Source organism: Flavobacterium koreense (assembly GCF_054776075.1).
The window spans coordinates 99,419-123,603 of record NZ_BAAHCF010000002.1 but is presented as its reverse complement, the minus strand read 5'-3'; the positions used below and the strand labels follow the sequence as shown (position 1 = coordinate 123,603).

At 31.9% G+C, this 24,185-nt stretch carries 20 protein-coding genes; 9 read left to right on the top strand and 11 right to left on the bottom strand.

Annotated features, from left to right (window positions below; translation table 11 throughout):
- Nucleotides 1–108 precede the first annotated feature (108 nt).
- Nucleotides 109–501: a 30S ribosome-binding factor RbfA gene (rbfA, locus tag ACYU7A_RS00845; protein ID WP_460573512.1), complete on the top strand. Its 393-nt coding sequence runs from the start codon at nt 109–111 to the stop codon at nt 499–501.
- Nucleotides 502–1,704 carry an ABC transporter permease gene (locus tag ACYU7A_RS00840; protein WP_460573510.1) on the top strand — a complete coding sequence of 401 codons (1,203 nt, stop codon included), beginning with the start codon at nt 502–504 and terminating at the stop codon, nt 1,702–1,704. It begins immediately after the preceding gene.
- On the opposite strand, the gene dusB is transcribed toward ACYU7A_RS00840, so the two are convergent.
- Nucleotides 1,701–2,693, bottom strand: coding sequence for a tRNA dihydrouridine synthase DusB (gene dusB / locus ACYU7A_RS00835; RefSeq protein WP_344815655.1), 993 nt, complete (start codon nt 2,691–2,693; stop codon nt 1,701–1,703). The two genes, ACYU7A_RS00840 and dusB, sit on opposite strands and share 4 nt — an antisense overlap.
- A 150-nt stretch (nt 2,694–2,843) precedes the next feature.
- On the opposite strand from dusB, the gene ACYU7A_RS00830 reads away from it, so the two are divergent.
- Nucleotides 2,844–3,326 carry a hypothetical protein gene (locus ACYU7A_RS00830; RefSeq protein WP_460573508.1) on the top strand — a complete coding sequence of 161 codons (483 nt, stop codon included), beginning with the start codon at nt 2,844–2,846 and terminating at the stop codon, nt 3,324–3,326.
- A 109-nt stretch (nt 3,327–3,435) separates the two neighbouring features.
- Nucleotides 3,436–5,232 carry a translation elongation factor 4 gene (gene lepA / locus ACYU7A_RS00825; protein WP_345095295.1) on the top strand — a complete coding sequence of 599 codons (1,797 nt, stop codon included), beginning with the start codon at nt 3,436–3,438 and terminating at the stop codon, nt 5,230–5,232.
- A 65-nt stretch (nt 5,233–5,297) separates the two neighbouring features.
- Here the strand turns inward: lepA and ACYU7A_RS00820 are convergent, their stop codons facing one another.
- Entirely contained in the window at nt 5,298–6,221 is a 924-nt protein-coding gene (locus ACYU7A_RS00820) for a 1-phosphofructokinase family hexose kinase (RefSeq protein ID WP_460573506.1), read from the bottom strand.
- Nucleotides 6,222–6,295: 74 nt separating this feature from the next.
- On the opposite strand from ACYU7A_RS00820, the gene thiL reads away from it, so the two are divergent.
- Nucleotides 6,296–7,342, top strand: a complete 1,047-nt coding sequence (gene thiL / locus ACYU7A_RS00815; protein ID WP_460573504.1) for a thiamine-phosphate kinase — start codon at nt 6,296–6,298, stop codon at nt 7,340–7,342.
- Between the two features lie 42 nt (nt 7,343–7,384).
- Here the strand turns inward: thiL and ACYU7A_RS00810 are convergent, their stop codons facing one another.
- The 4 genes from ACYU7A_RS00810 to ACYU7A_RS00795 form a co-directional block, all read right to left on the bottom strand.
- Entirely contained in the window at nt 7,385–8,053 is a 669-nt protein-coding gene (locus ACYU7A_RS00810; RefSeq protein WP_460573502.1) for a response regulator, read from the bottom strand.
- A 2-nt stretch (nt 8,054–8,055) separates the two neighbouring features.
- Nucleotides 8,056–10,089, bottom strand: coding sequence for a tetratricopeptide repeat-containing sensor histidine kinase (locus tag ACYU7A_RS00805; RefSeq protein ID WP_460573500.1), 2,034 nt, complete (start codon nt 10,087–10,089; stop codon nt 8,056–8,058).
- A gap of 86 nt (nt 10,090–10,175) precedes the next feature.
- Nucleotides 10,176–10,442 (bottom strand): hypothetical protein, encoded by a 267-nt coding sequence (locus tag ACYU7A_RS00800; RefSeq protein ID WP_460573498.1) that lies wholly within the window; start codon nt 10,440–10,442, stop codon nt 10,176–10,178.
- Nucleotides 10,443–10,821: 379 nt separating this feature from the next.
- A complete protein-coding gene (locus ACYU7A_RS00795; protein ID WP_460573496.1) occupies nt 10,822–11,844 on the bottom strand; it encodes a LytR/AlgR family response regulator transcription factor in 1,023 nt (340 codons plus the stop codon).
- 768 nt (nt 11,845–12,612) lie between these two features.
- Here ACYU7A_RS00795 and ACYU7A_RS00790 point away from each other — a divergent pair.
- Nucleotides 12,613–12,930 carry an ArsR/SmtB family transcription factor gene (locus ACYU7A_RS00790; RefSeq protein ID WP_298309350.1) on the top strand — a complete coding sequence of 106 codons (318 nt, stop codon included), beginning with the start codon at nt 12,613–12,615 and terminating at the stop codon, nt 12,928–12,930.
- A gap of 61 nt (nt 12,931–12,991) precedes the next feature.
- Nucleotides 12,992–13,540, top strand: coding sequence for a hypothetical protein (locus ACYU7A_RS00785; protein ID WP_460573493.1), 549 nt, complete (start codon nt 12,992–12,994; stop codon nt 13,538–13,540).
- A gap of 85 nt (nt 13,541–13,625) precedes the next feature.
- Here the strand turns inward: ACYU7A_RS00785 and ACYU7A_RS00780 are convergent, their stop codons facing one another.
- Nucleotides 13,626–15,170, bottom strand: coding sequence for a glycine--tRNA ligase (locus ACYU7A_RS00780; protein WP_396144766.1), 1,545 nt, complete (start codon nt 15,168–15,170; stop codon nt 13,626–13,628).
- Nucleotides 15,171–15,266: 96 nt separating this feature from the next.
- Here ACYU7A_RS00780 and ACYU7A_RS00775 point away from each other — a divergent pair, with 96 nt between their 5' ends.
- Both ACYU7A_RS00775 and ACYU7A_RS00770 read left to right on the top strand, forming a co-directional pair.
- Nucleotides 15,267–15,947: a ComF family protein gene (locus ACYU7A_RS00775; protein WP_460573491.1), complete on the top strand. Its 681-nt coding sequence runs from the start codon at nt 15,267–15,269 to the stop codon at nt 15,945–15,947.
- 82 nt (nt 15,948–16,029) lie between these two features.
- Nucleotides 16,030–17,628 carry an Ig-like domain-containing domain gene (locus ACYU7A_RS00770; protein WP_460573489.1) on the top strand — a complete coding sequence of 533 codons (1,599 nt, stop codon included), beginning with the start codon at nt 16,030–16,032 and terminating at the stop codon, nt 17,626–17,628.
- A gap of 49 nt (nt 17,629–17,677) precedes the next feature.
- Here ACYU7A_RS00770 and ACYU7A_RS00765 read toward each other — a convergent pair whose 3' ends face one another.
- The 4 genes from ACYU7A_RS00765 to ACYU7A_RS00750 all read right to left on the bottom strand — a co-directional run bounded on the left by ACYU7A_RS00765 (nt 17,678) and on the right by ACYU7A_RS00750 (nt 24,169).
- Nucleotides 17,678–18,442: a nitrilase family protein gene (locus tag ACYU7A_RS00765; protein ID WP_460573487.1), complete on the bottom strand. Its 765-nt coding sequence runs from the start codon at nt 18,440–18,442 to the stop codon at nt 17,678–17,680.
- Between the two features lie 59 nt (nt 18,443–18,501).
- Nucleotides 18,502–21,309: a GH92 family glycosyl hydrolase gene (locus ACYU7A_RS00760; RefSeq protein WP_460573485.1), complete on the bottom strand. Its 2,808-nt coding sequence runs from the start codon at nt 21,307–21,309 to the stop codon at nt 18,502–18,504.
- Between the two features lie 81 nt (nt 21,310–21,390).
- On the bottom strand, nt 21,391–22,152 hold the full coding sequence (locus ACYU7A_RS00755; RefSeq protein ID WP_460573483.1) for a succinate dehydrogenase/fumarate reductase iron-sulfur subunit: 762 nt from the start codon (nt 22,150–22,152) through the stop codon (nt 21,391–21,393).
- Between the two features lie 7 nt (nt 22,153–22,159).
- Nucleotides 22,160–24,169 (bottom strand): fumarate reductase/succinate dehydrogenase flavoprotein subunit, encoded by a 2,010-nt coding sequence (locus ACYU7A_RS00750; protein ID WP_460573481.1) that lies wholly within the window; start codon nt 24,167–24,169, stop codon nt 22,160–22,162.
- Between the last annotated feature and the right edge of the window lie 16 nt (nt 24,170–24,185).

Below are 24,185 nucleotides of genomic sequence, written 5' to 3'. Positions count from 1 at the left end.
TGATTTATTAGAAATCAAAGTTACTAATTCCGAACTTTATTAACTAATGATTTTTATCATAATGAACGCTATGACTTGAAATTAAACTTAAAATCGTATTTTTGCACCATGGAAACAAATAGACAGAAAAAAATAGGAAGCGTTCTACAAAATGATTTAGTAGATATTCTTCAAGGTGAAGTGAGAAAAAACGGACTTACAAATTTGATAATTTCGGTTTCTAAAGTTGTTGTTACAACTGATTTGGGTGTAGCACGTGTATATTTAAGTGTTTTTCCTCAAAATAGAGCTCAAGAAATTTTAACTGCAGTAAAATCTAATGCACCATTAATAAAACATGACTTGTCTCAACGCGTTAAATTGCAGTTGAGAAAAGTGCCTAATCTTTCTTTTTACATTGACGATTCTTTAGATTATATCGAAAAAATTGACAATGCTTTAAAAGGAGAAGAAAACCCTATTGAAAATCGTGATCTTTTAGAAAAACGTAAGAAATCATAAGTGAGTTTCCCTTTTTACATAGCTAAACGATACCTTTTTAGTAAGAGCAAGAATAATGCAATCAACATCATTACTAAAATTGCTTCAGGCGGAATTATTGTTGGAGCCATGGCGTTGTTTGTAGTGCTCTCTGTTTTTAGTGGATTGAGAGTATTTAGCTTATCCTTTTCAAATGATTTTGACCCAGATTTAAAAGTAAATCCATCAACAGGAAAATCATTTTACATTACAACTGATCAAGAGAAAAAAATTAGAAATACCGAAGGTGTAGTAAACTTTAGTAAAATAATTGAAGAGCGAGTATTATTCTCTTTCGATGGAAAACAACAAATTTCTATTCTAAAAGGAGTTGACAACAACTTTAAAAACGTAAGTAAAGCATCTCAAAAACTATTTAACGGTCAATGGTTAAAACCCGAAACTTACCAAGTTGTAGTTGGCTATGGAATTTCTGAAAAATTATCTATGGGTTTGTTTGACTTCAACAACGCCTTTGAAGTTATGGCACCTAAGCCCGGTAAAGGTGATTTGGCTTTAAATCCAGAAGATTCATTTAATAAATCGGTCTTGATTCCTGTTGGAATATATGCAATCAGCGAAGAACTTGATTCTAAGTATGTATTTGCCGATTTAGGTTTGGCTCAAGAGTTATTACAGTACAAAACAAATCAGGTTTCAGGAATTGAATTGAAATTAAAACCTAATTCAAATGAAGCTGAAGTAATCACCAAAATTGAAACCATTTTCAATAATAAAGTTGACGTAAAAACAAGAGCTGAATTAAACGCAACTTTACACAAAATGTTAAATACTGAAAATATTGCGGTTTATCTTATTTTTACTCTTGTAATTGTTATCGCTCTTTTCAATTTAATAGGAGCATTAATAATGATGATTTTAGACAAGAAAGCCAACTTAAAAACCTTGTATAACCTTGGGACAGAAGTTAAAGATTTACGTAAAGTGTTTTTGTTACAAGGAAGCTTATTGAGTATTTTTGGTGGTATAATAGGTTTGATTTTAGGAATTATCATTGTTTTAATTCAACAACAATTCCAACTTATTATGATAACTCCAACTTTAGCTTATCCTGTTGAATTTTCAATAATAAATGTATTGATAGTCTTTTTAACGATTGTTTCTTTAGGAATTATTGCAAGTTTTATTGCAAGCAGTAGAGTAACAAAAAAACTTTTAAACTAAACAATTTGATAATTAGCATATTCTTGGCTAATCTCTTCAAATATATCCATCAATCCGTTGTGTTCGTCTGTCGTTACTAAACGTTGTTTGTATTCTTTAAAGCCATGAATTCCTTTGAAATAATTGGTATAATGACGACGCATTTCTACAATTCCAAGGCGTTCACCTTTCCAATCCATTGACCAAATTAAGTGATTTCTTGCTGCTTCTACTCTATCAGCAATTGTTGGTTTTGCCAAATGTTCTCCTGTAGCAAAATAATGTTTGATTTCGTTAAAAATCCACGGATACCCAATTGCGGCACGACCAATCATCATTCCATCAAGTCCGTATTTATTTTTATATTCTAATGCCTTTTCAGGAGAATCGATATCGCCGTTTCCAAAAATTGGCATTGTAATTCTAGGATTGTTTTTTACACGTTCAATATGACTCCAATCAGAATGACCTTTATACATTTGCGCACGCGTTCTTGCGTGAACCGTTAAAGCTTGTACACCAATATCTTGTAAACGTTCTGCTACCTCATCAATATTAATAGAATTTTCATCCCAACCCAAACGCGTTTTTACTGTTACCGGAAGATTAGTTCCTTTAATAACTGCTTTCGTCAAACGCACCATCAAATCAACATCTTTCAAAACTCCTGCGCCTGCACCTTTACAAACAACCTTTTTCACGGGACAACCAAAATTGATATCAACCAAATCAGGTTGAACTGCATCAACTATTCGTGACGACATTTCCATTGCTTCTTCATCGCCACCAAATATTTGAATTCCAACTGGTCGTTCGTAATCGAAAATATCTAATTTCTGACGACTTTTTACAGCATCACGAATTAATCCTTCCGAAGAAATAAATTCGGAATACATTAAATCGGCACCGTGCAATTTGCACAATCTACGAAATGGTGGATCACTCACGTCTTCCATAGGCGCAAGTAAAAGTGGAAAATCTGGTAATATAATGTTGCCTATTTTGGGCATTAGACTAATTTTTTTGCAAAGATAGTTAAGAATATTTAGTAATGAAAGTTAATCGAAATAAGAACTATAAAAGCTGAAATTACAATTTTACAATTTTATTACTATTAATTACGTTAGTTTTACCTAATCAAAGTTTCAATCATCAATCAAATGAGAATTTTAAAACTATTTTTAATTCTTTTATTTTTCAATAATTTGCATTCACAATCCAAGGTTTTTTCTGTAGAAGAAGCCCAAAAAATTGGAATTAATATTGAAAAATTAGATTTAGAATACAAATCGGCGGTTCATATTGATAGTACAAAAGCTGTTTTCAGAACAGAAGCACAGCAACAAAAGTTACAAGAATCTTATATTAAATTACTTCAAGATTTTGGTTCGTTTTTAAATAAAAACAACTTCAAATGGGAAAGTAAAACCAAATGTTTTCAAAGGATTTATTTTGCTCCAAATGGAAAAATCGATTATTTCATTTATAATTTCAAATTAAAAAATGTACTTCCTGAAAATTTAATTTCTGAAGAAAAACAAAAAGAATTTGAACGTTTATTAAAACTTTTTGTTAAAGATTATACTTTTTTCACTTCAGCAAATGAAAAATTTGCTCAATGTAGCCCAACTTCCTATCAATAAGCACAAAAAAACATAGCTTAAAAGTCTAAACTTTACATTATATTTGCAGATTAATTGCATTAGAATTGCTATTGCCCCGAAGTTTCGGGATTGAACTTGATATTGAAGCATGAAAAATATTAGAAATTTTTGCATTATTGCACATATTGACCACGGAAAAAGTACGCTTGCAGATAGACTTCTTGGCGCCACACAAACCGTTACTGCTCGTGAAGAAAAAGCACAATTGCTTGACAACATGGATTTGGAGCGTGAACGTGGAATTACCATAAAAAGTCACGCCATTCAAATGGAATATAAATATAAAGGTGAAGATTATATCTTAAACCTTATTGATACTCCTGGACACGTAGATTTCTCATACGAAGTTTCTCGTTCGATTGCGGCTTGCGAAGGTGCATTATTGATTGTTGATGCTGCACAAAGTATTCAAGCACAAACAATTTCTAATTTATATTTGGCTTTAGAAAATGACTTGGAAATTATTCCGGTTTTGAATAAAGTAGATTTACCAAGTGCTAATCCTGAAGAAGTTAGCGATGATATTATTGATTTATTAGGTTGCAAATTGGAAGATATTATTCACGCTTCAGGTAAAACTGGTTTTGGTGTAGAAAATATCTTAGCTGCAATTATTGAAAAAATTCCTGCACCAAAAGGTAATGTTGACGAACCATTACAGGCATTGATTTTCGATTCACATTACAATCCGTTTCGTGGAATTGAAGTTATTTTCCGTGTTAAAAATGGTGAAATTAGAAAAGGTCAGAAGATTAAATTCATGGCTACTGGAAATGAATATTTTGCTGATGAAGTAGGAACCTTGAAGCTAAACCAAGTTCCGAAAAGCGTTATTTCTACTGGTGATGTTGGATATTTAATCTCTGGAATTAAAGAAGCGAAAGAAGTAAAAGTTGGTGATACCTTAACGGATGCAAAAACGCCAACAACGAATATGATTACAGGATTTGAAGATGTAAAACCAATGGTTTTCGCCGGAATCTACCCTGTTGATACCGACGATTTTGAAGATTTGCGTGCTTCAATGGAAAAACTTCAATTGAATGATGCTTCATTAGTATTTGTGGCCGAAAGTTCGGCTGCTTTAGGTTTCGGTTTCCGTTGTGGATTCTTAGGAATGTTACACTTGGAAATTATTCAAGAACGATTGGAACGCGAATACGACATGACTGTAATTACTACAGTTCCTAACGTTTCGTATTTGGCTTACACTAAAAAAGATCCAGAAGTTTCATTTGTAATTAACAATCCATCGGATTTACCTGAACCTTCAAAATTAGACCGAGTTGAAGAACCTTATATTAAAGCAACCATTATTACAAAAGCCGATTATGTTGGAAATGTAATGAGCTTATGTATCGAAAAACGCGGTGTAATTACCAATCAAACCTATTTAACAACAGAACGAGTTGAATTAACTTTTGATATGCCTTTGGCAGAAATTGTATTCGATTTTTATGATAGATTAAAAACGGTTTCTAAAGGTTACGCCTCATTTGATTATTCGCCAATTGGAATGCGAACTTCTAAATTAGTGAAACTTGATGTGTTATTAAACGCACAATCGGTTGATGCGCTTTCTGCATTGATTCACGAAAGTAATGCGTATAACATTGGTAAAAAAATGTGTGAAAAATTACGCGAATTAATACCAAGACAACAGTTTGACATTCCAATTCAAGCAGCAATTGGAGCCAAAATCATTGCTCGTGAAACTATAAAAGCCTTACGTAAAGACGTTACTGCCAAATGTTATGGTGGTGATATTTCGAGAAAACGTAAACTTCTTGAAAAACAGAAAAAAGGTAAAAAGAGAATGCGTTTGGTAGGAAATGTTGAAATTCCTCAAGAAGCGTTTATGGCTGTTTTGAAGTTGAATGATTAATTAGAGAATAGAAAAAAGATACAAGAAGAAAGACAAAACCCAAGGACGAAAGTTGTTGGGTTTTTTTAGATATCTCGCAGTAATCGCATCACATCTTCTGCTTTAAAAAGTTGTGTTCCTTCGTTCATTGTGGCGGCTGTTCCGCAGCACACGCCTATTTGGATTACTTCTTTTAGGGATTTGTTTTGTGATAATGCCCAAACCATTCCGCCAACCATGCTATCGCCTGCTCCAACCGTGCTTTTCTTTTCTACTTTTGGTGCTTTTACTAAATGGGTTTCGTCTTTGGTGACTAAGATTGCGCCTTCTGCTCCAAGTGAAACTACTACAATTTCTGCACTTTTATTTTCGATGAGTTTTTTCGCTGCTTTTTCTACTTCTATTAATTCCAATCGTTCAACTCCTATTAATTTTGCCAATTCACCTATGTTCGGTTTGATTAAATAAACGCCAGTTTCTAATACTTTTTGCAACGCTTCACCTGATGTATCAACGATAACTTTTATGTTTGATTCTTTAGCGATTTCTGCTATTTTTTGATAGAAATTTGTAGGCAAACCTTCATTCAAACTTCCGCTGATTACAAGATAATCGGTTTTCAAATCTTTTATGGCTTGAAAGATTTCATCTTTTTCATCATCTGAAAATTCATTTCCTGGAAATCCGAATCTATATTGTGCTTTGGTTTTATTTTCGAAAGCTATAAAGTTTTCTCTGGTCCAATTTTTTGTTTTTATTACAATACTTTCTAGATTTTCATTTGCAACTAATTCCTCTAACATTTCACCAGATGAACCACCCGAAGAAAAAACACAAGTAGAAGTTCCACCTAATTTCGCAATTGCTTTCGACACATTTATTCCGCCACCGCCAGCATCATATCGTGGTTTTTCGCAACGAATTTTTTGTTCGGCAATCAATCCTGTGAAATGCGTTGATTTGTCTAATGATGGATTTATGGTAAGTGTTACAATTTGATAATTTTTCATAAAAAGAGATTTATTACTATAAAGATGCGAAAAATCTGTGAATCTGTGGCAAAAAAACTTTGTACCTTTGCAAAATGATAGAAGATAAAAATCCGCAACGAACATCACTTTCGCAATTGGGCGAATTTGGATTGATAGACCATTTGACAAAAAATTTTGATGTAAAAAACACCTCAACTATAAAAAGTATTGGTGACGATGCTGCTGTTTTAGATTTTAAAGATAAAAAAGTAGTCGTTTCAACTGATTTATTAATTGAAGGCGTACATTTTGATTTGGCTTACATGCCTTTGCGACATTTGGGTTACAAAGCTGTTGTTGTGAATGTTTCTGATATTTGTGCGATGAATGCGAAAGCGACTCAAATTACTGTTTCGGTTGCAGTTTCCAATCGTTTTCCGTTGGAAGCTTTGGAAGAATTGTTTGACGGAATTACATTAGCTTCTAAATTTTACAATGTTGATGTTATTGGTGGCGACACCACTTCGTCACAGAAAGGTTTGATTATCTCAATCACTGCAATCGGTGAAGCAAATGAAGACGAAATTGTTTACAGAAGCGGCGCAAAAGAAGGCGATTTGTTAGTAGTTTCTGGCGATTTAGGTTCCGCTTATATGGGATTACAAGTTTTGGAACGTGAGAAACAAGTGTTTCAGGTAAATCCAAACAATCAACCTGATTTGGATGCTTATACGTATTTGATTGAAAGACAATTACGTCCAGAAGCACGTCACGATATAAAAGAATTATTATCAAAATTGGAAGTAAAACCAACTTCGATGATTGATATTTCGGATGGATTATCTTCTGAGATTATTCATATTTGTAAGCAATCAAAAGTGGGTTGTAATTTATATGAAGAGAAAATTCCGGTTGATCCGCAGTTTATTAATGTGTGCGAAGAATTCAATATTGATTCTACAACAGTTGCAATAAATGGTGGAGAAGATTACGAATTATTGTTTACCATCTCGATGGAAGATTTTGATAAAATAAAAGCCAATCCAAACTTCACTGTAATAGGACATATGGTTAGCGAAAGCGAAGGAACGCATTTAATAACAAGAGCTAATACTAAAATTCCGCTGAAAGCTCGTGGTTGGAATGCTTTGGAAGAATAGACATAAAAAAAGCGATACTTTAATTTAGTATCGCTTTTGTTTTTATAATAACATGCCTCGGTCTTTGGCAACTGCAGCTAATTCTGAGTCTTTACATCCTTTAATTCCAAGTAACTCTTTCATGTTTTCTTTTCTAGTTTTCACAGAACTCGATGAAATTGTTATGTAAAGTGGAATATCGTCATATTTTACACCTTTATTTAAGTAGTGTAAGATTTGTTTGTCTATAACATCAACATACACTTTTTCTTTTTGTTGATTATTCAAAAATTTAATAACCGAATCACTATAATATTTTTCTCCTCTAAGTATTGTTTGTAGAGCTAAAATCATACTTTCAAAACCCAAATCATTTTTTATAACTAAACCAAGAGGATTTATTTCATCAATAATTGATTGCACCTTTAGGCTTTCTGAATGCATTGTTAAGAGAGCAATTTTACATTCGGGCATTTCACTAATTAACAACTTCGCAATGTCTTCACCTGTGTTGATGTTTTTTTCTTCGTAGGTAGGCATACTAACATCAAGAAAGGCTAAATCATATTTTGCTACTGGATTAATTACAGCTTCATATCCTGTTTTACAATCAATTGCTTCATAGAATGTGAATTCTATGTTTTTGTCAGGAAATAATTTGATCACATTTTTATATCCTTGAATAATAAAAGGATGATCGTCAACGATTAATACATTAATGTTTTGGGGCATTGTTATACTTTTATAGTTTTATGTTCAAGTGGAACTACAACTAATACTTGAGTTCCTTTATCTTTTTCAGATTTTATTTCAATGGTTCCGTCACTTTCGTGGGTTCTGTCAACCATGTTTTTCATTCCAATTCCTTTACTTTTCTTTTTAACATCATAGCCTTCGCCATCGTCTACAATATTAAGAATTAAATTCCCTTTTTTATCTTTTTTAAACTCAACTTTTATAAATTTTGCATTGGCATACTTGTTTATGTTTTGCAAACTCTCTTGAAGAATACGATACAAGTTAATTTTTGTAGTATTTGAAAGTAAGTCCCAATCTATATTTTCACCAATAAGTGTTGTTAATTTAGCAGAATTTATTTTAGTTTGTTCCTCAAGCAGTCCGTTAACAATGGCTACAAAGTTATTAATTAAAACAAATTTTTCCCTACTTAATTCATGAGAAATTTCACGAAGATCTTGCTCTATAGTTTTTAATTCTTCTAAATACCTTAGTCTTTCTTCAACAGCTTCTTCATCGGTTCTTTTATTTAAGCCATCAAGGTTAAGTCTTAAACCAAACATTCTACCAAGAACTCCGTCGTGAAGTTCTTTTGCAATTCTATTTTTTTCAAAGACTTTGCCTTCGTCAAGTTTATTTTGTTGTGATATGATTAATTTGTATAATTCTTCATTAGCGCGCTGTTGCGACTGTGTAAGAACAAGCTCTCTTCTTCTTGCTCTTTGTGCTCTCATAAAAAACAGAATCCCAACGAAAGCCATAGTTCCCATAAAGTAGTTAAGAATATCTCTGTTTTGCTCAACAAGATCATCTTTTTGCTTTATGATTTCATCTGTTTCTAATTGCAAACGAGCGAAACGGTCTTTTGAATTTCGCTCTACTAATTGCAGACTATCACTAATTCTAATATAATCCTCTGAATATTCAGCTGAATTTTCTTTGTCAACTAAAGTTGCTTGCTTAAGTGCCGCAATTGAATAATAAGGTAAATTAGAGATTTTAGCAGTTTCGATTGCGTTTAAAGAGTATTTTTTTGCATTTACTATATCATTAATTTTAAAAAAATATTCTGACAAATGAATATAAGTCAATACCTTATAACTTGAATAATTTAAACTATCTCTTATTGTAAGTGATTCGAAGAATAATTTATTAATGTTTTTCAAATCATTATTTTTAAGCTTAGAATAAGCTAAATTATCAATAACACTAGAATACAATAAAGGATTTTCCTTTTTTAAATTATTTTCAGATAATGCTTTCGTAAAATAAAAAATTGCGCTTTTGTAATTTTTTAATTCTAAATAAACTAAACCAATATTATTGTAACAATTAGCCGATTGATGTTCTGTAGTTTCTAATTTTGCTTTAGATACAATTTCCAAAGCATTTTTATAATTTGCAATTGCTCTGTCATATTCTTTTAGTTCACTAGAAACAGTTCCTAATGAATTTAAAGCAGCATAAATACGTTGATTGTCATCAGTCTTTTTCAGAATGTTATATGCTTTAGTCAACGAAACGTCAGCACCAAAAAAATCGTTTAATTCTAATTGAACTATTCCTTTTTTAAGTAATACAACTGAATAACTATTATAATCTCTGAGTTTATTGTAAAAAAATTCAGATTTGTTGTAGAAATAAAAAGAACTATCTAAAATTCCTTCTTTGTAATAGTAGTTTCCTTGATATCTCATAGCTTTCGCTAAGTGAACTGTATCTTTTGCAGACCTTGAAATATTTAATAATTCTTTAGAAAGTTTATCGTACTTATTCCATTGATTTAAATAGAAATAATTATCTATTACTAAATCTAAGCTATTTCTTTTGAAAACAGAATTTTCAATCTTTAATATCAAATCTGTTGCTTTATCATTGTAAAGAGATTGCTCTTTTTCTGAATATTTATTGTTTAAAGTGTTTTTGAGATACAAATCAATTTTTTTTGCAGTTTGATTGTCTGCATTTTTATTATTTTTATTGCAACTTATGAGCAAAAGTGTAAGTAAAAAAAAGAAGATTTTTTTCAAAATGTAATTATTGATTTGAACAAATCTACAAAATAAAAAAAAGCTATCATAAAATGATAGCTTTTTAGTGTATATTTTTTTTTTAATTAGTTTCCTGTACCTACTTGCCCACGACCACCAATTTCAAAGTTTCCAGTTCCAACTTGACCTCTTCCACCAATTTCATAGTTTCCAGTTCCAACTTGACCTCTTCCACCTATTTCAAAGTTTCCAGTTCCAACTTGACCTCTTCCACCTATTTCAAAATTTCCAGTTCCTACTTGACCTCTTCCACCAATCTCGACTGGAGATGTAAAAGATGTTAATACCATCATTAAAGAGAATAATCCGAATATTACTAATGATTTTTTCATGATTGTAATTTTATGTTTTTGTTAGACTTTAATTGTTATTCGCAAAGCCAGTCGTTTAAAACTTGTTTGGGGCTTTTGACGTCGTAAAACTACTACAGCATTAGGTTTCGATAAATACGTTTACGCGTGTATAATGTAGAATGACGCCATTTGATAGTGAATGATACTCAAATTTGGGTGAATGACATTTTTTAAAACCACGTAGTTTTACGTGGTTTTGAAAATGAAAAAAATGTATTTAAAATATTGATTATCAGTTATTTATGATATTTTATTAAAAACAAATATCATTTTAACGAGAAAAAGTGCTGTTGGTCTATGATTAATTTTTAATAAGAAACAGCAAAATGAAGCGCTGATTTAATCAAGAAAAGGGTAATTAGATTTCTAAGTAATTTCCAGATGCTATTGAAGCTATAATAGCATCTATGTTTTCTTTATAAGATTTAGAAAACGGAAGTTTTGTGGTAGTATTTTTAATATGGCAAACTGCGTTTCCAGTGTGAATTCTAGAAACATAGTCAATATTGAGTATATAACTGTTGTGAATTCTAACGAAAGGATAACTAAGAACGCCTTCAAAATGCTTAAGTGTTTTAAAAGCAGTAATCATTTCTCCTGTATTTAAATGAATATCAGTAGAGTTGTTGTCTGCTTGTAGATAACAAATGTCTTTAGCGTCTATATAACGATAATCACCGTAAGACTTAACACAAATAATTAAGGGTTTATCTTTTCCTCCTTTAATTTCAAACGTTGTGTTGTTTTCTTTTGGTTCAGAAGCTACTTCTTCGCTTATATCAATTTTATCATCAATTAATTCTGTTTCTTCAACATCAATAATTTCTTCACTAGAAATATCTGATTCATTAGCTTCTTCAACTTCTACTTGAACATCAACAGTAACCAACTCAATTGGAGTGATTTCTGACTCAACTACAGTTGATTCAACCTCAGGAACATCTGAAACAATTATAGATGGCGCAATAACCTTACTAGATATAGTAGAAGAAGAACTAATTGACGATTCTTTATCTAAACGAAAAATACTTTTACGAAGTTCCTTAGTTTCTATAGGATTGATTAAATAATCAAAAACACCATATTTATATGATTGTAAACAAAGTGCATCATTTGTAGTAGTAACAATTACTTTAGGAATTACTGATAAATAGCGGTGTAATTCATTGATAAAAGCCAATGATAACTTAGATTCCTTGTCTTGAGGATCAATTTCAAGAAAAATTACGTCTGGATGGTATTCTAAAACAATATCTATTCCATCTTCATAATTATCAGCCATTGCCAAAAAGGTTAAGTTTTGAAAACTTTCGGCCGTGGCTTTAGTCTTCAACCTATTTTTTGGGTTGTCGTCAATAATTACGAATGTAAAATTCTTCAATTGCTTTACTTTTTGGGGTAAAGCATCAGTTTTTATGAGTTCACACAACTCATGTTAAAATATAGATAGTTTTGGGGACTATTTTTTGGTGTAAATCACACATTTTACAACGTTACTAAATTAGAAGTTTTGTAGAATATTCAAACAGATGTGAACTACGACTTTTTAACAATATACCCTTTTTAGTTGAAAGGTAGGAAAAGTCGATTAAACGCAATATTATTAAGGTTTTTTCTTACTTTTTTATAAAAACAAAAGAAAAAACACAAAAGACATATTGTATCTATATATAGCTATAATATAATTTAAATACTATTTATAATTACTTGTTTATTAAATATTTAAAGGTAAATTTTTATAAAAAAGTCAGAAATAAAAATAAAGCACAGAATTATTTATTAACATTCAATTGTAAGTAAAATCGTCTGAAAAAGCTTAAAACCAAATAAAATCGTTTCAAATAATAATTATGTTGATGTTGTTAACAACCTTCAAAAAAATTTGACAAAAATCAAGTGATCTATTTATCGTATTATATCTATATCAAAATATAAAATAGATCTGTAATACTATCAATTACAGATTGATAAAAATAAAAACAATAATCTATGGATAAAAATATCTTTAAATGAATATGCAGTAAAAGAATCTTTTCTAAATTTGGAAACAAATTATCTAAAAATTGTAATTCAACTACAAATGATGAAGATACTTTTCGTGTGAATTAAACAATAAGAAAAACAAACTATTTTAATTATATATAGCGATATGGGAATTACTAAAACCTTCGGATTTTCCTTTAAAATCAATGAAATGGCCGATGTTTTAAAAGCATTAGGAAATCCAGCTAGATTGAAAGTTATTCAGTTTTTAATGGATAATCCAACATCTTGCTGTGGCGATATTATTGAAGTTTTGCCTTTGGCGCAATCAACAGTTTCAAAACACCTTTCAGAATTAAAAAGAGTAAAATTAATCAAAGGGAAAAACAAAGGAAACAATATATATTATTCACTAAATGTAAAAACTTGGGAAAAAGTGCGAGATTTTGTTTTGAGTGAAATTAACTTACCTAAAGAAGATTAAATTTAATGTTAAAATAATTGGTTACGTCATTGATATCATTATTTTTGATTAAAAAAACGCAATGAAAAAAATTATAATCTTTAGCTTACTTGGCTTTTCACTTGGCTTTTCCCAAGAAAACACAACCAACCAAACATTTACAAAGAAAAATTTTGGTGATAAAAAACATGAATTAAAATTTGGTGCTTTAAAAATGTTAGGAGGAACCATTTTTGAAGGAACTTACGAATATATTAAAAGTGAAGACTTCACCTTTGGAAGTTCAATTTTGGTAAATTTTGATGCAAAAGGAAATGATTATCCAGAAGATTTTTCATTAACACCTTTTGCACGATTTTATTTTCAAGAATCTAAAGAATATGGCGCTAAAGGATTTTTTGTTGAAGGTTTTGGAAAATACAGTTCAGGAACATTTAATAAATATACCGATGATGTAGAGCCAACAAAATACAGCGCTGCTTCTCTAGGTATAGCTTTAGGAAAAAAATGGATTAATAATTCTGGATTTGTATTTGAAATTTTAGTTGGTGCAGGAAGAACATTAGGAAATTCAGACGTTGCACCTGATGCGTCATTTAGAGGTGACTTAAATATTGGCTATAGATTTTAACAAATGATAATTATAGTAAAAAAGGCGAAAAGTTACACTTTTCGCCTTTTTTATACCTCGTACTTCGTATTTCAAACTTCGTACTTTATATTGTTTTCATCAACCAATTTCTCATAGAAACTTCTTCATTGATAATTCCTCTTAACTCAGAAATAGCAACTCTATCTTGTTTCATTGAATCTCTGTGACGAATAGTTACTGTTTTGTCTTCTAATGTTTGATGATCAACTGTGATACAAAATGGTGTTCCAAGTGCGTCTTGACGTCTGTAACGTCTTCCTACGGCATCTTTTTCGTCGTAAGCCACGTTGAAATCCCATTTTAAGTCATCAATTATACTTTGAGCTACTTCTGGAAGTCCATCTTTTTTAACTAATGGTAAAACAGCCGCTTTTGTTGGAGCTAAAACGCTTGGCAAACTTAAAACGGTTCTTGTTGAACCATCTTCCAATGTTTCTTCTTTTAAAGATGTTGCAAAAACCGATAAGAACATTCTATCCAATCCAACTGAAGTTTCTACAACGTAAGGAACGTAGTTAGAATTCGTTTCATTGTCAAAATATTGTAGTTTTTTACCTGAAAATTGTTCGTGTGCTTTCAAATCGAAATCGGTTCTTGAGTGAATTCCTTCCAATTCTTTAAATCCGAATGGGAAGTTGAATTCGATATCGGCAGCTGCATTGGCATAATGAGCTAATTTTTCATGATCATGAAAACGGTAATTTTTCTCACCCAATCCTAAAGATAAATGCCATTTTAAACGGTTAGTTTTCCAGTATTCATACCATTTCATTTCTTCGCCTGGTTTTACAAAAAATTGCATTTCCATTTGTTCAAATTCACGCATACGGAAAATAAACTGTCTAGCAACAATCTCATTTCTAAAGGCTTTACCTGTTTGAGCAATTCCAAAAGGAATTTTCATTCTACCAGTTTTTTGAACATTTAAGAAATTAACAAAAATTCCTTGTGCTGTTTCTGGACGAAGGTACAAATCCATCGCATTTTCAGCAGAAGCACCTAATTTAGTTCCGAACATTAAGTTGAATTGCTTCACATCCGTCCAATTTCTTGAACCTGTTTCTGGGTCAGCAATTTCTAATTCTTCAATTAATGCTTTTACGTCTTCTAAATCGCCATTTCCTAACGATTTACCCATTCGTTCAAGAATTTCTCTCTCTTTTGAAAGATATTCCATTACACGTGGGTTTGTTGTTTTATATTGTTCTTCGTCAAAAGATTCGCCAAAACGTTCACGCGCTTTTTCGATTTCTTTTTTAGCTTTCAGGTTTAATTTTTCGGCATAATCCTCAATTAAAACGTCTGCTCTGTATCTTTTTTTAGAATCTTTGTTGTCAATTAATGGGTCGTTAAAAGCATCAACGTGTCCTGAAGCTTTCCAAGTTGTTGGATGCATCAAGATTGCCGCGTCAAGTCCAACAATGTTTTCGTGCATTTGCACCATTGCTTTCCACCAATATTCGCGGATGTTTTTCTTTAATTCAACACCATTTTGTGCATAATCGTAAACTGCACTTAAACCATCGTAAATTTCGCTTGACGGAAAAATAAATCCGTATTCTTTTGCGTGCGAAACCACATTTTTAAATAAATCTTCTTGTTTTGCCATAATGGTGCAAAAATATAAAAGTGAAATTAAAATTTAATATAAATAACCAATGAATCGTTGATTTTTATATTTTTATAAAAATATTAGCCCAATTTCATGATTCAAAGCATCATAAATCTCTTTTTTCCTAAAGCTTGTGCAGGTTGTAATTCCTTTTTATTGAAAGATGAAATTGTAATTTGTACTTCCTGCCGACATGATATTCCGCTTACAAATCAACATTTGAGTAAAAATAATGACGTTTTTTCGAAATTTTATGGTCGAATTCCTATTGAATTTGCCTCAAGCTTGATGTATTTCCACAAAAAAGGAATTGTTCAAGAAATGATTCACAAACTGAAATACAAAGGTCATCAAGAAATTGGTGAAGCTATTGGATATTGGTATGCAGAAGAGTTGAAAAATGTTGAAGAACTAAAAGATGTTGACTTCATAATTCCAATTCCATTACATAAAAAAAGATTTAAAGAACGTGGTTATAATCAAGTAACTACTTTTGGCGAAGCCCTTTCAAAAAGCTGGAACAAATCTTATGATGAAACTATTTTGGTAAGAAATGTTTATTCAAAAACTCAAACTACTAAATCCATTTTGGGAAGAGCTGAAGTTGTAGAAAATATCTTTGGAGTTAATTTTAACGAATCCCATCACAATAAACACTTCTTATTAATTGACGATGTAATTACAACTGGTTCAACACTTGAAGCTTGTGGTAGAGAACTACTAAAAATTCCGGGTTCAAAAATCAGTATTGTTTGTATGGCAATGACGCAGTAATTATTTTTAGTTAATTATAAATAAAAAGATTTCGTTTCCACTAAATATAATTGTTATTTTGCGCTAAGAAATTAAAGAATTGATGCAAAAAGGTGTTTTTAAATATGTTTTACTATTACTAGTTTTTCTAGCGATTGGATGTGCAAAAAAAGGGACAATCACTGGAGGTTTGAAAGATACTATTGCACCAAAAATGGTTAATAGTTTTCCTAAAAATTTCTCGACAAATTTCACTGGAAAGGAAATAAAAATAAGTTTTGACGAATACATTAAGTTGAAAGACATTAATAAGCAGCTTATCATTTCGCCGCCTATGAAGCGTCAGCCAGAAATTTTACCTTATAACGCAAGTAAAGTCATTACTATCAGAATTAAAGATACGCTTCTTCAAAACACTACTTATAGTTTTAATTTCGGAAAAAGTATTGCAGACAATAACGAAGGAAATCCTTACCAACAATTCAAATATGTTTTCTCTACTGGAAGTTATATAGATTCCTTGAATTTGGGTGCAAAAGTAAAAGATGCTATTGAGAAAAAAGTAGATAATTATGTTTCCATAATGCTTTATGATGCCAATGATAAATACAATGATTCTATAATTTACAAACAAGTTCCAAGATATATCACCAACACTTTGGACAGTTTGCAATTGGTTAAATTTGAGAATCTTAAAGAAGGAAAATACCGTTTGATTGCTTTGAAAGATGTAAACGGAAACAATAAATTTGATCCTAAAACTGAAAAAATAGGATTTCAAAAAGAGTTCATTACTATTCCGAATGATACCATCTATGAATTAGAACTTTTTAAAGAAGAACCAACATTTAAAGCTGTAAACGCATCACAAGCTTCTGGTTCAAGATTTACCATTGGATATGAAGGAAATCCTAAAGATGTAAAAATAACACTTAAAAAGAGCTCTGAAGCTATTCCTTTTGTTGTTTCACAATTACCTAAGAAAGATTCACTTCAAGTATGGTTTAAAGCCGTAAAAGGAGATTCATTAAGTATTGATGTTTCAAAAAATAAATTTCAAAAGACCTTTTCTTTAAAAGTTAAAGAACAAAAAAGAGATACTTTAGGATTTAGTTCAGAACAACAAGGAACCATAAGCTTTAGAGATAATTTTGCCATAAAATCTAATGTTCCTTTGACAAAATGGGATGTAACGAAGATGAAGCTTATTAATAAGGATTCTGTAGAAGTAAAATTTACTAATGAATATGACGAACTCAAACAAGAGTTGAAGTTTATTTTTAACAAAGAACCTTTAGAAAAATACAATTTAAAAGTTTTGCCAGATGCATTAACGGATTATTATGATAGAAAAAATGATAGTTTATCTTTTGATTTTTCTACCAACAATCTTTCTGATTATGGGAATCTTCGTATAAAACTCGAAAATGTAAAGCGTTTTCCTGTTATTGTAGAATTGACTGATAAAGACGGAAAAGTTATTGTAAGTCAATATTCTGAAAAGGAAACGTTATTGAATTTTGATTTAATTGATCCTGCAAAATATACCATTCGTGTTATTTATGACGATGATAAAAACAAGCGATGGACACCAGGAAGCTTTTTAGAACAACGCCAAAGTGAAGAAGTAATTTACTTTCCAAAAGAAGTTGATGTGAGAGCTAATTGGGATGTTGAACAACCAGTTGATGTTGTGAAATAAATTTTAACACAAAAGGCACAAAAAAAATATTTTGTGCCTTTTGTGTTTTTTAGAGAATTTGAAACTTATCTCTGTCATTTAGAAAATTTAATTTTTTTCTAGTTTCTAGCATTTCGTTTTTATCTAATTCTACTATAAAAACGCCTTCTATTTCTTGAGGCTCTTGAATGAAATTGCCTAGATAATCAATAGCTTGCGAATGTCCGATGTATTCAAGATTATTAGCATCTATTCCAACACGATTGACTCCAATTACATAACTCATGTTTTCTACTGCACGTGCTTTTAGCAAAATATCCCAAGCGTTTACGCGTGGTTTTGGCCAATTGGCAACATAAATCAAGACATCATAATCTTCTACATTTCTGGCAAAAACTGGGAAACGTAAATCGTAACAAATAAGCGGACAGATTTTGAATCCTTTGTATTCGATTATTAATTTTTCAGTTCCCGAAGTATAAACTTTCTCTTCTCCAGCTAAAGTAAAAAGGTGTCTTTTATCATAAGTTTGAATTTCACCAGTTGGAAACACAAAAACCAATCGGTTGAAATAGTTGCCGTTTTCTTCAATTACCAAACTTCCTGTGATGGCACAATCTTTAGACTTTGCAGTTTCTTTTAGCCAAGAAATAGCATCGCCTTGCATGGTTTGAGCTACATTTTTGGGATTCATTGTAAAGCCAGAGGTAAACATTTCGGGCAAAACAATTAAATCGACATATTGCGAAATAGCATTTATCTTTTCTTGAAGTAAAGCTTTGTTTTCATTGGGGTTTTCCCAGGATAATTCGGTTTGTATTAAGGCTATTTTCATGGTTATTAGAACGCGGATGAAACGGATTCACTTCGTGAAAACGCAGATTCTCGCGGATTTTATTTAATTGTTATTTCATCTATAAAAATAAACGCATCTCCATTATAAGGAAAACCTAAATGCCATTCTGGGAGTTTTCCGTAATTGTAGGCTTTTACTTTTATATATCTTGCATTGATTGGTTTTGAAGATGTAAAACTAAAATCTTTGATAGTGTTTTCGTCTTTTTTTGGATCAACATCATTGTCAACAGTTGTTAATAATGTAAAATTGACATTGTCAGTCGAACTGTAATATTCTACTTTAGTTGGCATTAAAATCCAAGAACGTTGGTCTTGTAGAAAGGTTGCGCTAAAATTGGATACTTCTTTTACATTTTGCAAATCAACAATGGCTTCAAAATCTTGAGTTTGATACCCTTGCCAATCGCCTTTTCTCCAATTTGTTGTTCCATTAATTCCATCCAACAAACCATCCTTTCCACCAGCATGATATTGCGGATTGTAGGTAGATTTTATGTCGATAGTGTAATTATTTGGTTTTTTGAAGAAGGTTGCGGAAATGGTTTGACTTTGTCCTTTGTCATTTTTAATATATGCTTGTATTGTTGAAGAAGCTTCAATATCAAATGGTTTTATATATGGAACGTAAGTCATTTTAATAGTTGAATAATCAACACCTTTTTCAAAAACAATATAGTAAATTTTATCTTCTGGGTTTTGTGACAGAATCTCAATTTTCATTTTGTCTTTAAACGATTTGCTTTCCGCTTGAATTACTGGAACTGGAATAATATCATTAGCTAACGGTAATGATTTTCTATGTTGGATTTCAATTCCGAAAAATCTTAAATCTTTTCCTACAGATATTTCTGAATTATAATTTTTCTCAAAATTTACTTTAATTTTCCCAAAATTTGGTTTCACTGTTGACCAAATTGGTTCTCCTGGCGTAACCGAATAAATTCCCATAGAACTCAAAACATACCAAGCACTCATTTGTCCGCAGTCTTCGTTTCCTATTAATCCGTCTGGTGTGTTTTTGTAGAAATTATTTAAAATGTAATGTACTTTATTTGTTGTTTTTTCTGGCTTTCCAATGTAGTTGTACAAATATGCCATGTGATGACTTGGTTCGTTTCCGTGTGCATATTGTCCGATTAATCCAGTTACGTCAACTTGATCTCTTCCTGTAGTTTTACTTTCAGAGTTGAACATTTCGTCTAGTTTGGCTTCAAATTTATCATTTCCACCATACGCTTCAATCATTCCCGGAATATCTTGTGGTACAAAAAACGAATATTGCCAAGAATTTCCTTCTGTAAAATTGTTATTGATTTCTCTCGGGTCGAAGGGTTTGTCCCAACCACCATTTTTCTTTGGTCGCATGAAACCGGTATTCCAATCGAAGATATTCTTCCAACTTTGAGAACGCTTCATGAAATATTTGTATTCTTCCTTCTTGTTTAAAATTTGAGCCATTTGCGCAATACACCAATCGTCGTAAGCATATTCTAAAGTTTTAGAAACGCTTTCGTGCTCGTCATCCATCGAAATAAAACCTTGCTTTTTGTAGGCATCCAATCCTAAATGATCTAACATCGCCGAATGTTTTGCTGCTTCAAATGCTTTTTCGTAGTCAAAACCAGTAATTCCTTTTGCCATTGCATCAGCCATTACCGAAACCGAATGATAACCAATCATACAATCGGTTTCATTGGAAGCTAATTCCCAAACTGGCAATCTTCCGCGTTGTTCGTATTGTTTTAGAAAGGTATTTATGAAATCGGCAGTGCGTTTCTTTTCGATTAAAGTATACAATGGATGCGCACCACGAAACGTGTCCCAAAGCGAGAAAACCGAGTAATAATCGAAACCTTCTCCATTGTGAATTTTATTGTCCCTACCTCGATATTTTCCGTCAATATCTTGAGCGATATTGGGCTGAACCATTGTGTGATATAAAGCGGTGTAGAAAATCGCTAATTTATCTTTATCTGTTTCCGTTATCTCAATTTTGGATAATTGTTTGTCCCAAAGTTGTTCGGCTTCTTGTTTAACTTTATTGAAATCCCATCCTTTTATTTCAGACATATTCAATTTTGCTCCTTCGTAACTTGTTGGCGAAAGTGAAACTTTTACTGAGATTTTTTCTCCTTTTTTAACTTGTTTTGAAAACGCTAATTTTAGTTCCGTACCAGCAAAAAATGTAGGGCTAATTTCTTCATTTGAATGAGAATTTGAAATTTCCAACGGTACAGAAAATTCAATTTGAGCATAAACATATTGATCTTTTGCCCAAGCTTCGCTTCTTCTTAGAATTTGAATCGTTTTTTTATCAATAATTTTCACATCGCCATATAGCAATTTATCTCTATGGTTTAAATCGAGAATTATATTAGCTTGTCCAGCATTGTTAAAGGTATATTCATGAAATCCGACACGTGTAGAAGAGGTTAAACGAACGTCAATATCATGTTTATCCAACTTCACTGAATAAAATCCAGCAGTTGCCTTTTCATTTGAATGAGAAAATTTGGACCCATATTCATTTGGAATAAAATTGTGATCACCCATTGTTGGCATTAGCATAATATCGCCATAATCAGTACAACCCGTTCCGTTCAAATGCGTGTGTGAAAAACCATAAATTATCGAATCATCATAATGATATCCTGAACAGCCATCCCAACTTCCATCAATTCTGGTATCAGGAGAAAGTTGCACCATTCCAAAAGGAACTGTTGCTCCAGGATAAGTATGACCATGACCTCCAGTTCCAATCATAGGATTGACATATTTGTGATAATTCTGTCCGAAAGTGACTATTGAGGTAAATAGAATTATTATTGAAAAGAAATTTCTCATTGCAGTTTTGTTTGTCTTTCAAAGATAAAAAAACGCATCCAAATTAATGAATGCGTTATAATTTATTTTAAAAAGTATGTATTACTTCACAGAAGCTTTTAAATATTCTCTATTCATACGAGCGATATTTTCTAGAGAAATTCCTTTTGGACATTCTACTTCACATGCTCCAGTATTGGTGCAATTTCCGAAACCTTCTTCGTCCATTTGACGAACCATGTTTAAAACACGATTTGTAGCTTCAACTTTTCCTTGAGGTAATAATGCATATTGAGAAACTTTTGCTCCAACAAATAACATTGCTGAACCATTTTTACAAGTAGCTACGCAAGCTCCACAACCAATACAAGCAGCTGCTTCAAATGATTTATCAGCATCGTCTTTATTAATTGGGGTTGCATTAGCGTCGATAGTGTTTCCAGATGTATTTACAGAAACGAAACCACCAGCTTGTTGAATTCTATCGAAAGCAGTTCTGTCAACCACTAAATCTTTAATTACTGGGAACGCTCTACTTCTCCATGGTTCAACATAAATAGTATCACCATCTTTGAACATTCTCATGTGCAATTGACAAGTAGTTATTCCTGTATCTGGACCATGTGCACGACCATTGATGTATAAAGAACACATTCCGCAAATTCCCTCACGACAATCATGATCAAATGCAATTGGTTCTTTTCTTTCGTTTACTAATTGCTCATTTAATTGGTCTAACATTTCCAAAAATGAACTTGCTGTAGAAACTTCATTTAAAGTATAAGTCTCTAAATTTCCTTTAGCTTTGGAGTTTTTTTGACGCCAAATTTTTAGGGTAATATTTATATTTTTTGCTGCGCTCATAACTCTATTATTTGTAATTTCTTGCGGCTATTTTAATAAACTCGTATTTCAATTCTTCTTTGTGAAGTTCTTCCTTGCTGATGTCATCGCCTTTGTATTCCCAAGCTCCAACAAACTTAAAGTTTTCATCATCACGAAGTGTTTCACCTTCAGCATCTTGATATTCTTCACGGAAGTGACCACCACAAGATTCTTTACGTTGTAACCCATCCATTGCCATTAATTGTCCTAATTCTATAAAATCGGCAACTCTAAGTGCTTTTTCTAATTCTGGATTCAATTCGTCTGCACTACCTGGTACAAATACATCTCTGTAGAATTCTTCTTTTAAAGCAGCGATTTCTGCAATAGCTTCAGATAGTCCTTGATCATTTCTTCCCATACCAACTTTATTCCACATAATCAATCCTAAACGTTTGTGGAAATGATCTACAGTCTTAGTCCCATTATTGTTTAAGAAGAAATTAATTGAATCTTTAACTCTTTTTTCTGCTTCAACAAATTCTGGTAATTCAGTGGAGATTTTTCCAGTACGAATATCATCCGCTAAATAATCAGAAACTGTATAAGGAAGAACAAAATATCCATCAGCCAAACCTTGCATTAAAGCAGATGCCCCAAGTCTGTTTGCTCCGTGGTCTGAGAAGTTAGCCTCTCCAGCTACGAAACAACCTGGAATTGTTGATTGTAAATTATAATCAACCCAAACACCACCCATTGTATAGTGTACCGCTGGATAGATTTTCATTGGAGTTTCATACGGATTTTCATCTGTAATTTTTTGGTACATTGTAAACAAGTTACCATATTTTTCTTCCAACCATTGTTTTCCTAATTTAGTAACTTCTTCTGCAGATGGATTATGATTTCCTTGAGCATAAGCGGCTTGTTTACCTTTATTTTGAATCTCTGTAGAGAAATCTAAGTAAACCCCTTCATTAGTGTCATTTGCCTCGATTCCAAAACCAGCATCACATCTTTCTTTTGCAGCTCTTGAAGCTACATCACGTGGCACCAAGTTACCGAAAGCTGGATATCTTCTTTCTAAGTAGTAATCTCTATCTTCTTCTGCGATTTGTGTTGGTTTTAATTTACCTGCACGAATTGCTTCTGCATCTTCTTTTTTCTTTGGAACCCAAATACGCCCTGAATTTCTTAATGATTCAGACATCAAAGTTAATTTTGATTGATTTGTTCCGTGAACTGGTATACAAGTTGGGTGAATTTGAACATAACATGGATTAGCAAAAGCTGCACCTTGTTTGTGAACTTTCCATCCTGCAGTAACATTACTTCCCATTGCGTTTGTAGAAAGGAAATAAACATTTCCATAACCACCAGTTGCTATAATAACAGCATGAGCTGAATGTCTTTCGATTTCACCAGTAACTAAGTCACGAGCAATAATTCCACGTGCTTTTCCATCAACTTTTACTAAGTCTAACATTTCGTGACGGTTAAACATTTGAACACGTCCAAGTCCGATTTGTCTTGATAAAGCTGAATAAGCTCCTAATAATAGTTGTTGCCCAGTTTGTCCAGCAGCATAAAAAGTTCTTTGAACTTGAGTACCACCAAACGAACGGTTATCTAATAATCCACCATAATCACGAGCAAAAGGAACACCTTGAGCCACACATTGGTCGATAATGTTTCCAGAAACTTCGGCTAAACGATGAACGTTTGCCTCACGAGCTCTGTAATCACCACCTTTAATAGTATCATAGAATAATCTAAAAATACTATCTCCGTCATTTTGGTAATTTTTAGCAGCGTTTATTCCTCCTTGAGCAGCAATTGAGTGCGCACGACGAGGTGAATCTTGAAAACAAAAAGCTTTAACATTATAACCCATTTCACCTAGAGAAGCTGCAGCCGAAGCTCCTGCTAAACCAGTTCCAACTACAATAATGTCAATTTTTGGTCTATTATTTGGGGCAACTAATTTTAAATGATCTTTATAATCCGTCCATTTTTGTGAAATATGCCCTTCTGGTATTTTAGAATCTAACTTCATAATTTTTATTTGAATT

What these genes read in the sequence shown, in the direction of transcription:
- rbfA (WP_460573512.1), top strand. Translation starts at nt 109, where the DNA reads ATGGAAACAAATAGACAGAAAAAAATAGGAAGCGTTCTACAAAATGAT.
- dusB (WP_344815655.1), bottom strand. Translation starts at nt 2,693, where the DNA reads ATGCCCAAAATAGGCAACATTATATTACCAGATTTTCCACTTTTACTT.
- ACYU7A_RS00830 (WP_460573508.1), top strand. Translation starts at nt 2,844, where the DNA reads ATGAGAATTTTAAAACTATTTTTAATTCTTTTATTTTTCAATAATTTG.
- lepA (WP_345095295.1), top strand. Translation starts at nt 3,436, where the DNA reads ATGAAAAATATTAGAAATTTTTGCATTATTGCACATATTGACCACGGA.
- ACYU7A_RS00820 (WP_460573506.1), bottom strand. Translation starts at nt 6,221, where the DNA reads ATGAAAAATTATCAAATTGTAACACTTACCATAAATCCATCATTAGAC.
- thiL (WP_460573504.1), top strand. Translation starts at nt 6,296, where the DNA reads ATGATAGAAGATAAAAATCCGCAACGAACATCACTTTCGCAATTGGGC.
- ACYU7A_RS00810 (WP_460573502.1), bottom strand. Translation starts at nt 8,053, where the DNA reads ATGCCCCAAAACATTAATGTATTAATCGTTGACGATCATCCTTTTATT.
- ACYU7A_RS00800 (WP_460573498.1), bottom strand. Translation starts at nt 10,442, where the DNA reads ATGAAAAAATCATTAGTAATATTCGGATTATTCTCTTTAATGATGGTA.
- ACYU7A_RS00790 (WP_298309350.1), top strand. Translation starts at nt 12,613, where the DNA reads ATGGGAATTACTAAAACCTTCGGATTTTCCTTTAAAATCAATGAAATG.
- ACYU7A_RS00785 (WP_460573493.1), top strand. Translation starts at nt 12,992, where the DNA reads ATGAAAAAAATTATAATCTTTAGCTTACTTGGCTTTTCACTTGGCTTT.
- ACYU7A_RS00780 (WP_396144766.1), bottom strand. Translation starts at nt 15,170, where the DNA reads ATGGCAAAACAAGAAGATTTATTTAAAAATGTGGTTTCGCACGCAAAA.
- ACYU7A_RS00775 (WP_460573491.1), top strand. Translation starts at nt 15,267, where the DNA reads ATGATTCAAAGCATCATAAATCTCTTTTTTCCTAAAGCTTGTGCAGGT.
- ACYU7A_RS00770 (WP_460573489.1), top strand. Translation starts at nt 16,030, where the DNA reads ATGCAAAAAGGTGTTTTTAAATATGTTTTACTATTACTAGTTTTTCTA.
- ACYU7A_RS00765 (WP_460573487.1), bottom strand. Translation starts at nt 18,442, where the DNA reads ATGAAAATAGCCTTAATACAAACCGAATTATCCTGGGAAAACCCCAAT.
- ACYU7A_RS00760 (WP_460573485.1), bottom strand. Translation starts at nt 21,309, where the DNA reads ATGAGAAATTTCTTTTCAATAATAATTCTATTTACCTCAATAGTCACT.
- ACYU7A_RS00755 (WP_460573483.1), bottom strand. Translation starts at nt 22,152, where the DNA reads ATGAGCGCAGCAAAAAATATAAATATTACCCTAAAAATTTGGCGTCAA.
- ACYU7A_RS00750 (WP_460573481.1), bottom strand. Translation starts at nt 24,169, where the DNA reads ATGAAGTTAGATTCTAAAATACCAGAAGGGCATATTTCACAAAAATGG.